The 819-nt window shown below is 65.1% G+C and carries 1 protein-coding gene; it reads right to left on the reverse strand.

Features of this window, described 5'->3' with window-relative positions; all coding sequences use genetic code 11:
• On the reverse strand, nucleotides 1–661 hold a 661-nt coding region (locus EOA29_RS38490; RefSeq protein WP_145970125.1), incomplete at its 3' end, for an SDR family oxidoreductase.
• Between the last annotated feature and the right edge of the window lie 158 nt (nucleotides 662–819).

The raw sequence follows: 819 nt of genomic DNA on the forward strand, positions 1-819 counted from the left end.
CCTTGATGCATTGCTTGGCGACATGAGCGGCGAGCGTCTCTTCGGTAACCCAGAGCTCCTTCTGGCGCTCGGTGATCACCCAGCCGGGCGCGACCGCGTTGACGCGGATGCCGTCGGCGCCGAGCTTGCCGGCAAGGCCCTTGGTGAGGCCGAGTATGCCGGCCTTGGCCGCGGTGTAGGCCGGCATGTCCGGATGGTTGATGAGATAGGAGGTGGAGGTGAAGTTGATGATCGAGCCGCCGCCGGCGCGCTTCATACCCGGCGCCACCGCCTGGGCGGTGAAGAAATGCGGCCGCAGGTTGATAGCGAGATTGTTGTCCCAGAACTCGACGGTGACGTCCTTGACCTCATGACGGTCATCGAGCGCGGCGTTGTTGACGAGCACCGTGACATCGCCATGCGCTTCCGCGGCCTTGGCCACAGCAGTGCGCAACGCCGCCACGTCGCGCAAATCGGTCTTGAGGTAGAGCGGACGCCGGCCAAGCTCCTTTTCCAGGCGGTCGGCGAGCACCGTGCTGGGCTTGTCGGCGATATCGATGAAGGCGACCTTGGCGCCTTGCCGCATGAAGCCTTCGGTCAGCGCCGCGCCGATGCCGGAGCCGCCGCCGGTGATCAGCACCGAGGCGCCGTCAAGGTCGGCGAAACGCGCCGATGGCATCATGATTTCTTTCTCCCTTTGGCCGGCGCGCATCCTAGCCACGCAGGTGCCAGGGGCAAGGGCGAAAAAGCGGATTTCAGCGCTTATGTCCGACAAATGAGGTCTGCTGCGCGGCAGGCTGTCGCGGCCAGACGGAAGCGCTTTACGAGTACCCCCACCCC

Origin of the sequence: Mesorhizobium sp. M1E.F.Ca.ET.063.01.1.1 (genome assembly GCF_003998155.1) — a bacterium.
Classification (GTDB): Bacteria; Pseudomonadota; Alphaproteobacteria; order Rhizobiales; family Rhizobiaceae; genus Mesorhizobium.